Source organism: Streptomyces sp. SID4985 (assembly GCF_009863025.1).
GTDB lineage: Bacteria > Actinomycetota > Actinomycetes > Streptomycetales > Streptomycetaceae > Streptomyces.
Window position 1 is genome coordinate 1 of record NZ_WWIR01000699.1, and the last position, 7466, is coordinate 7466.

6 protein-coding genes are annotated in these 7466 nt (G+C 70.1%); 1 reads left to right on the top strand and 5 read right to left on the bottom strand.

The genetic code is table 11. From position 1 onward, the window contains the following. From GTW40_RS31070 to GTW40_RS31085, 4 genes are all read right to left on the bottom strand, one after another. A partial coding sequence (locus GTW40_RS31070; protein WP_237525856.1) for an alpha-amylase family glycosyl hydrolase occupies positions 1–1044 on the bottom strand: 1044 nt, incomplete at its 3' end. A gap of 50 nt (positions 1045–1094) precedes the next feature. Continuing rightward, entirely contained in the window at positions 1095–2003 is a 909-nt protein-coding gene (locus tag GTW40_RS31075) for a carbohydrate ABC transporter permease (protein ID WP_161183469.1), read from the bottom strand. A 19-nt stretch (positions 2004–2022) separates the two neighbouring features. After that, positions 2023–3027, bottom strand: a complete 1005-nt coding sequence (locus tag GTW40_RS31080) for a sugar ABC transporter permease (protein ID WP_161183470.1) — start codon at positions 3025–3027, stop codon at positions 2023–2025. 115 nt (positions 3028–3142) lie between these two features. Continuing rightward, positions 3143–4414: an extracellular solute-binding protein gene (locus GTW40_RS31085; protein ID WP_161183471.1), complete on the bottom strand. Its 1272-nt coding sequence runs from the start codon at positions 4412–4414 to the stop codon at positions 3143–3145. A 456-nt stretch (positions 4415–4870) separates the two neighbouring features. Here GTW40_RS31085 and GTW40_RS31090 point away from each other — a divergent pair, with 456 nt between their 5' ends. After that, on the top strand, positions 4871–5923 hold the full coding sequence (locus tag GTW40_RS31090) for a LacI family DNA-binding transcriptional regulator (protein ID WP_161183472.1): 1053 nt from the start codon (positions 4871–4873) through the stop codon (positions 5921–5923). A 39-nt stretch (positions 5924–5962) separates the two neighbouring features. On the opposite strand, the gene GTW40_RS31095 is transcribed toward GTW40_RS31090, so the two are convergent. Beyond that, positions 5963–7465, bottom strand: coding sequence for a multicopper oxidase domain-containing protein (locus tag GTW40_RS31095; RefSeq protein WP_237525857.1), 1503 nt, complete (start codon positions 7463–7465; stop codon positions 5963–5965). Position 7466: the final 1 nt, after the last annotated feature.

Consider the following 7466-nt stretch of genomic DNA (forward strand, 5'->3'; position numbering starts at 1 on the left):
CACGTCGTGGTTGGAGAGCACCCAGGTGGCCGGGGCGCCGACCGGGCGCATCGCGTCCAGGGTGCGGTCGATGACCCCGCGCAGCTCGTCGGCGTCCCAGTCGGTGCTCAGATACTGGAAGTTGAACGCCTGGTGCAGCTCGTCGGGGCGGACGTAGCGGGCGGTTCGCTCGACGGTCGGGGTCCACGCCTCGGCGACGAAGATCCGGTCGCCCGCATACTCGTCGAGGACCGTGCGCCACTGGCGGTAGACCTCGTGCACGCCGTCCTGGTCGAAGAACGGCATCACGTCGTTGCCGAGCAGCTTGAGCTGGTCGTGGTCGCCGAGGTCCGGCAGACCCTCGGCCTTGACCAGCCCGTGGGCCACGTCGATGCGGAAGCCGTCCACGCCCATGTCCAGCCAGAAACGCAGGATGGAGCGGAACTCGTCGCCGACCGCCGGGTGTTCCCAGTTGAAGTCGGGCTGCTCGGGCGCGAAGAGGTGCAGATACCACTCGCCGGGCGTGCCGTCGGGCTCGGTGACCCGGGTCCAGGCGGGACCGCCGAAGATGGACTCCCAGTCGTTGGGCGGGAGTTCGCCCTTCTTCCCCTTGCCGGGGCGGAAGTGGTAGCGCTCGCGCAGCGGCGAGCCGGGGCCCTCCGCGAGCGCCCGCTTGAACCACTCGTGCTGGTCGGAGGAGTGGTTGGGCACGAGGTCCACGATGACGCGGAGGCCGAGCCCGTGCGCGTCGCGGATCAGCGCGTCGGCGTCGAGCAGGTTGCCGAACATCGGGTCGACGGCGCGGTAGTCGGCCACGTCGTAGCCCGCGTCGGCCTGCGGGGAGGCGTAGAACGGGCTGAGCCAGACGGCGTCCACGCCGAGGTCGCGCAAGTACGGGAGTCGGGCGCGTACGCCTTCCAGGTCGCCCATGCCGTCGCCGTTGCTGTCGGCGAAGCTGCGCGGATAGACCTGGTAGATCACCGCGCCGCGCCACCAGTCGCGGTGCTGGGCGACGGTGGCGACGGCGGTTTCGTCGGCCGGGGCTGCGAGATGCTGCTGGCTCATGGCGTCCTTGGTGCGTGACGAGGTTGGTTCGAGAGCATGGGGGGCGGGCGTCAGCCCTTGGTGCCGCCTGCGGTGAGGCCGGTGACCAGGTTCTTCTGCACGAGGTAGAAGAACACCGACACGGGTATCGCGATCAGCACGGCGGTCGCGGCCATGTAGTTCCACTGCGCGTCGTGCTCGCTGACGAAGGTCTGCAGGCCCACGGCGAAGGTGTACTTGGAGTCGTCCAGCATGAAGGTCGTCGCGAAGGCGACCTCGCTGACCGCCGTGATGAAGTTGTAGAAGGCGGCGACGGCGAGACCGGGCCGGGCCAGCGGCAGGATCAGCCGGAAGAAGGTGCCGAACGGGGTGAGCCCGTCCACCCGGCCCGCCTCGTCGATCTCGAAGGGGATGGTGTCGAAGTACCCCTTGAGCAACCAGGCGCTGTACGGCACCGCGGTGGTGCAGTTGATGAGGATCAGCGCCCAGTAGGTGTCGATGAGGCCCAGCTCGCCGAAGATGTCGTACATCGGCACGATCAGGATGGCGATCGGGAACGCCTGGGTGAGCAGCAGGATCCACATCAGCTGCTTGTAGCCGGGGAAGCGCATCCGCGAGACGGCGTAGCCGGTGGTGGCGGCGACGAAGACGCCGATGACGGTGGTGCCGAGCGCCACGATGAGCGTCGACTGGAACCAGTCGAAGAAGCCGGTGTGCTGGAGCACGTAGGCGTAGTTGGAGAAGTCCGCGGTGTCGAGGATCTTGCGGGGGTGGAGGTAGGCGTCCTTGTCCGGGCCGAGGGACAGGAAGAACAGCCAGGCCACCGGGGCGAGCGCGATCAGGCTCGCGAGGATCAGGCCGCCGTGCAGCAGGGCGCTGCCGAGGGGGCCGCGCTCGCCGCGCCGGCGGACCGCGCGGACGGCCGGGGCGACGGCGGGCGTGCTGTTCCCGGACTTCTCGACAAGGGTCGTGGTGCTCATGGCGGCGGCTCCTGCGGCGTCAGACGGCGAGCTGGTCATTGCGCTTCAGCCAGCGGAAGTAGAAGGAGGTGAAGATGGTGAGGATCGACAGCAGCAGGACGCCGTAGGCGGCGGACTGGGCGAAGTCGCGCGGCTGCTGTCCGAAGCCGAGCTTGTAGGCCCAGGTCACGAGGATCTGCGCGTCCGGCGCGGAGGTCGTGCCGAACAGCAGGAAGATGATCACGAACTGGTTGAAGGTCCAGATCACGCCGAGCAGGATCACGGTGGAGCTGACCGAGCGCAGTCCGGGCAGGGTGACGTGCCGGAAGCGCTGCCAGGCGCTCGCGCCGTCCATCTCGGCGGCCTCGTAGAGCGTGGAGTCGATGGACTGGAGCCCGCCGAGGAGCGAGATCATCATGAACGGCACACCGCACCAGGTGTTGACCATGATGGCGGCGAACCGCTGCCAGAAGGGGTCCTCCAGCCACGCGGGTCCGGGCAGGTGGAGCGCGCCGAGGACCTGGTTGACCACACCGCCGTCGGCGAGCATGATCCGCCAGGAGAAGACGGTGACGAAGGTCGGCACGGCCCAGGGCAGCACCAGGAGCACCCGGTAGAAGGTGCGGCCGCGCAGCTTCTGGTCGAGCATCATGGCGAGGCCGAGCCCGATCAGGTAGTGCAGGGTCACACAGGCGACGGTCCAGAAGACGGTCCAGAGGAAGTGCGACCAGAACCTGTCGTAGGCGGTCGGCCCGAACAGGATGTCCTGGTAGTTGTCGAGCCCGATGAACTTGTAGGTGGCGTCGATGTGGTTGACACCGATGGTGCGCGCCGAGTTGAGGCTGTTGGCGTCGGTGAGGGTGAGGTAGAAGCCCCGCACCAGCGGATAGCCCACCAGGACACCGAGGACGACGACCACCGGGGCGATCATCGCGTACGCGTACCAGTACCGCTGGTAGCCGTTCTTCAGGCGCTGCGCCAGCCCGGGACGGGGCGCGCGCTCACCTCGGCGTTCGCCGGTCGCGCGGTCGATGGCGACTGTCATGGTTCGACACCTTCTGGAAAGTTCGGGTACGGGCCGGGACGCGCGGGGCGCCGTCCGGTGACCGCCGGACCCTCCCCATCCCCCACGGCGAGGAGGGTCCGGCGGTCACGCGGGCTCACTTGCCGAAGCCGGGCACCAGCTTGGCGATGGCCAGTTCGGCGTTGCCGAGGCCCTTGTCCAGCGGCTCGCCGCCACTGGCGATCTTGGGCAGCTCGGTGTCCAGCGGGCCCCACAGGGAGCTGTACTCGGGCAGCGCCGGGCGCGGCTGGGCGACGGACAGGACGCCCTGGTAACCGGCGATTCCGGGGTCGGCCTTGACCTGGTCGGTGTAGGCGTCGCTCCGCGTCGGCAGGGTGGAGTTCTTGAGCGCGATGGTCTCCTGGGACTTGGCCGAGGTCATGAAGTTCACGAACTTCAGGGCCGCCGTCTGGTGGGCCTTGTCGGAACCGGCGTAGACCGAGAGGTTGTGGCCGCCGGTCGGGGCGCCCGCCTTGCCGGTGGAGCCGGCCGGGACGGGGGCGATGCCGAGGTTGGCCTTGTCCGAGAAGGCCGAGCCCTTGTAGAAGTTGGTGATCTCCCAGGGGCCCTGGACGATCGCGGCGACCTTGCCGTTGACGAACGCGTCCTGGATGTGGGCGTAGGCGTCGGCGGTGGCGTCGGCCTTGTGCAGGCCCTTGCCGTTGAACAGGCCGAGCCAGGTGCCGTAGCCCTTCTTGGCCGCGGGGGAGTCCACGGTGATCTTCTTGGCGGCGACGTCGACGGTGTCGGTGCCCTCGCCGTAGAGGAAGGTCTGCGCGTAGTAGGCCTGGGTGGAGCCCCAGTAGCCGTCGACGCCCGTCTTGGCCTTGATCGTGGCAGCGTCCTTCTTCAGGTCGTCCCAGGTCTTGGGCGCCTCGGTGATGCCGGCCTTCTTGAACAGGGCCTTGTTGTAGACGAACGCGAGGGTGTCGGTGACCAGCGGCACGCCGTAGGTCTTGCCCTCGTACTGGGCCTGCTTGATCAGGTTCGGCTCGAACTTGGCCTGGTCGGCCAGGGCCTCGGTGCCGTCCAGGGGCAGCAGGTAGCTCTTCTTGGCGAACGCGGGGGTCCAGCCGACCTCCGAGCGCAGGATGTCCGGGGCGCCCTTGGAACCGGCCGCGGTGTCGAACTTGTTCTGCGCCTGGTCGAAGGGCACGTTGACGTACTTGACCTTGATGCCCTTGTTGGCGGCCTCGAACTGCCCGATGAGGTCCTTGTAGACCGGCGCCTCGTTCGTGGCGTTGGAGGTGTCCCACCAGGTGAGGGTCACCGGGCCGCTCGACTTGCTGTCGCTGTCGCTCCCGCCGCACGCCGTCGCCGTGAGGGCGAGGGACGCCACGAGCGCGGAGGCCGCTATGCCACGCCGCATGAGTTCTCCTTGAGGGTGAAAGCCCGAGTTTGCAGGAGCGGCCCCGTCTGCCGCCGCCTGCGACTTGCCGACTGCGCCATTGCCGCGGCCGGGCGACTGGGAACGTAACAGCGATGCAATCCTGGCGAAAGACCTTGCAGAAAAAAAGTGCAAGAACGCCGTGGGGTTACCGTGTCGTGACCTGCCCCAGACCTTGTCGAAATACAGGCCTTCCGCCGGTAGGAGGGTTGACGGACACTTGTGCAAGACTCTGCAAGCTCTTGCCGCAGGGTGTCGCCGCCGGGATCATCCCCTTGCGGCCGTGAGCCGGGGCGACCCCCCGGCGGGCAGAGCGATGTGATTCCTAGAGGGACGAGGAGCGCGATGACGCGGCAATCCACGGCGGGCCGTTCGGCGAGCCGTGCACGGCGTCCCGCCGGTGCGCAGGGCAGGCCACGGCCGGTACAGTCCGGTGGCGTGACCACACGGCTTGCCGACATCGCAGCGCAGGCGGGGGTGAGCGAGGCGACCGTCAGCCGTGTTCTCAACGGCAAGCCGGGCGTCGCGTCCGCCACCCGCCAGTCCGTGCTCGCCGCGCTGGACGTGCTCGGCTACGAGCGCCCGGTACGGCTGCGGCGGCGCAGCGAGGGCCTGGTGGGCCTGATCATCCCCGAACTGGAGAACCCGATCTTCCCGGCGCTGGCCCAGGTCATCGGCCAGGCACTGACCGGGCAGGGCTACACCCCGGTGCTGGCCACCCAGACCCCCGGGGGCTCCACCGAGGACGAGCTGACCGAGATGCTGGTGGACCGGGGGGTGGCCGGGATCATCTACGTCTCCGGGCTGCACGCCGACACCACCGCCGACATGCAGCGCTACGAGCGGCTGCGCGCGCAGGGCGTGCCCTTCGTCCTCGTGGACGGCTTCTCGCCCAAGGTGCAGGCGCCGTTCATCTCCCCCGACGACCGGGCCGCGACCACGCTCGCGGTGACCCACCTCGCCTCGCTGGGCCACACCCGGATCGGGCTCGCGCTCGGGCCGAAGCGGTTCGTGCCGGTGCAGCGCAAGATCGAGGGCTTCGTGCGGGCGATGCAGGAGCAGCTGGGGCTCGACGCGACGACGGTGACGACCGAGCTGGTGCAGCACTCGCTGTACACCCTGGAGGGCGGCCAGGCCGCCGCGACCGCGCTGATCGGGCGCGACTGCACGGCGATCGTCTGCGCGAGCGACATGATGGCGCTCGGCGCGATACGCGCGGCCCGGCAGCTGGGTCTGGAGGTCCCGCGCGATGTGTCCGTGGTGGGCTTCGACGACTCCCCGCTGATCGCGTTCACCGACCCGCCGCTGACCACCGTCCGCAAGCCGGTCCCGGCGATGGGACAGGCCGCGGTGCGCACGCTCCTGGAGGAGATCGGCGGGACGCCCGCCCCGCACAGCGAGTTCGTGTTCATGCCGGAGCTGGTGGTACGCGGCTCGACCGCGTCGGCGCCGGGGCGTGGCGTGGCGTCCAGGAGCGCGGGCACTGACTGATCGTTTCGCGCCAGGCCCGCGCCCGGCCCGCGGCCCGGCTCACTCCGTGACGAAGTCGGCCATCATCGCCATGTCCTCGTGCTCGAGGTTGTGGCAGTGCAGCAGGAACCGCCCCGGGTAGTCGGTGAAACGCGTGACGATCTCCACGGACTCGGCGGGACGCAGATCCACGGTGTCCTTCCAGCCCGCGTCGTACGGGCCGGGCGACCGGCCGTTGCGGGCGGTCACCTGGAAGTGGTTCAGGTGCAGGTGCACGGGGTGGTGGAAGTCGGTCACGAAGCGCCACACCTCGGTGGTGCCGAGCCGGACTGTCGCCAGCGGCCTGCCGGCCTCGTAGGGGCGGCCGTTGATGGTCCATCCCGCCGCGCCCCGCCGCTGGAAGTGGAAGGTACGGATCGCCGCCGCCCGCTCGGCCCGCGGCGCGGGGATCACCGAGAGCCGGTCCGGTACCCGGGAGTCGTCGGCCGGAGGCCGGCCGCCCAGGACGTCGAACCTCATGACGTCCGCCGTGCCGCCGCTGCCCAGGAGGTTGACCAGTCGCACCCGGGTGCCGGGCCGGTAGCGGGCGAAGTCGACGACCACGTCGAAGCGTTCGCCCGGCGCGATGTCCAGGGCGTCGTGCGCGAGCGGCCGCTCCAGCAGGCCCCCGTCGCCGCCGATCTGCACCAGGGCGGCGCCGCCCGGCGGCGGGGGGTCGAGCGCCAGTCGGTAGCGGCGGGCGTTGGAGCCGTTGAGCAGCCGCAGCCGGTAGCGCAGCCGCCGGGTTTCGAGCACCGGCCAGGGCGCCCCGTTGACCAGGACGACGTCGCCCAGGACACCGTCCATGTACCGGTCGGTGACGCCCGCCGTGCCCTGTCCCGCATCGAGCGCCGGGTACTGGAAGGAGCCGTCGGCCGCGAAGGACCGGTCGGCGATCAGCAGCGGGATGTCGCGCTCCCCGGCGGGCAGGGGCAGGGCCTCCTCCTCGTCGTCGTGGACCAGATGGAACCCGGCCAGCCCCTGCCAGACGTTCGGTCCGGTGAAGCCCATGCGGTGGTCGTGGTACCAGAGGGTGGCCGCCCGCTGCTCCATCGGGTACGTGTACGTCCGCTGCCCGGAGACGGCGTCCTGCGCGCCACCGGCCCCTGACATCCCCGGCATCCCCGCCATGCCTGCCATGTCCGCCATGCCTGCCGCGCCTGCCGTGCTGTCCCGAGGCAGGATCAACGCGGTCGGATAGCCGTCGCTGCCGTACGGGGTGTGCCCGCCGTGCAGGTGGACCACGGTCGGACGGGGCAGCTCGTTACGGTGCCGCACGACCGTCCGGCGTCCGGAACGGGACACGAGGGTCGGCCCCGGGAACGTCCCGCCATAGGTCCAGGCGTCGGTCTCCAGACCCGGGAGGATCCGCAGCCGCGCCGGCCGCTGGGTGATCTCGTAGACGTCCGCCGTGCCGCTCGTACTGACCGGCGCGAGCAGCGGCGGCACGGGCAGCGGCACCTCGTACGGCCTCGGCAGCGGGGCCCGGCTGCGCAGCAGCAGCCCCGGCTGACCGGAGGTCAGC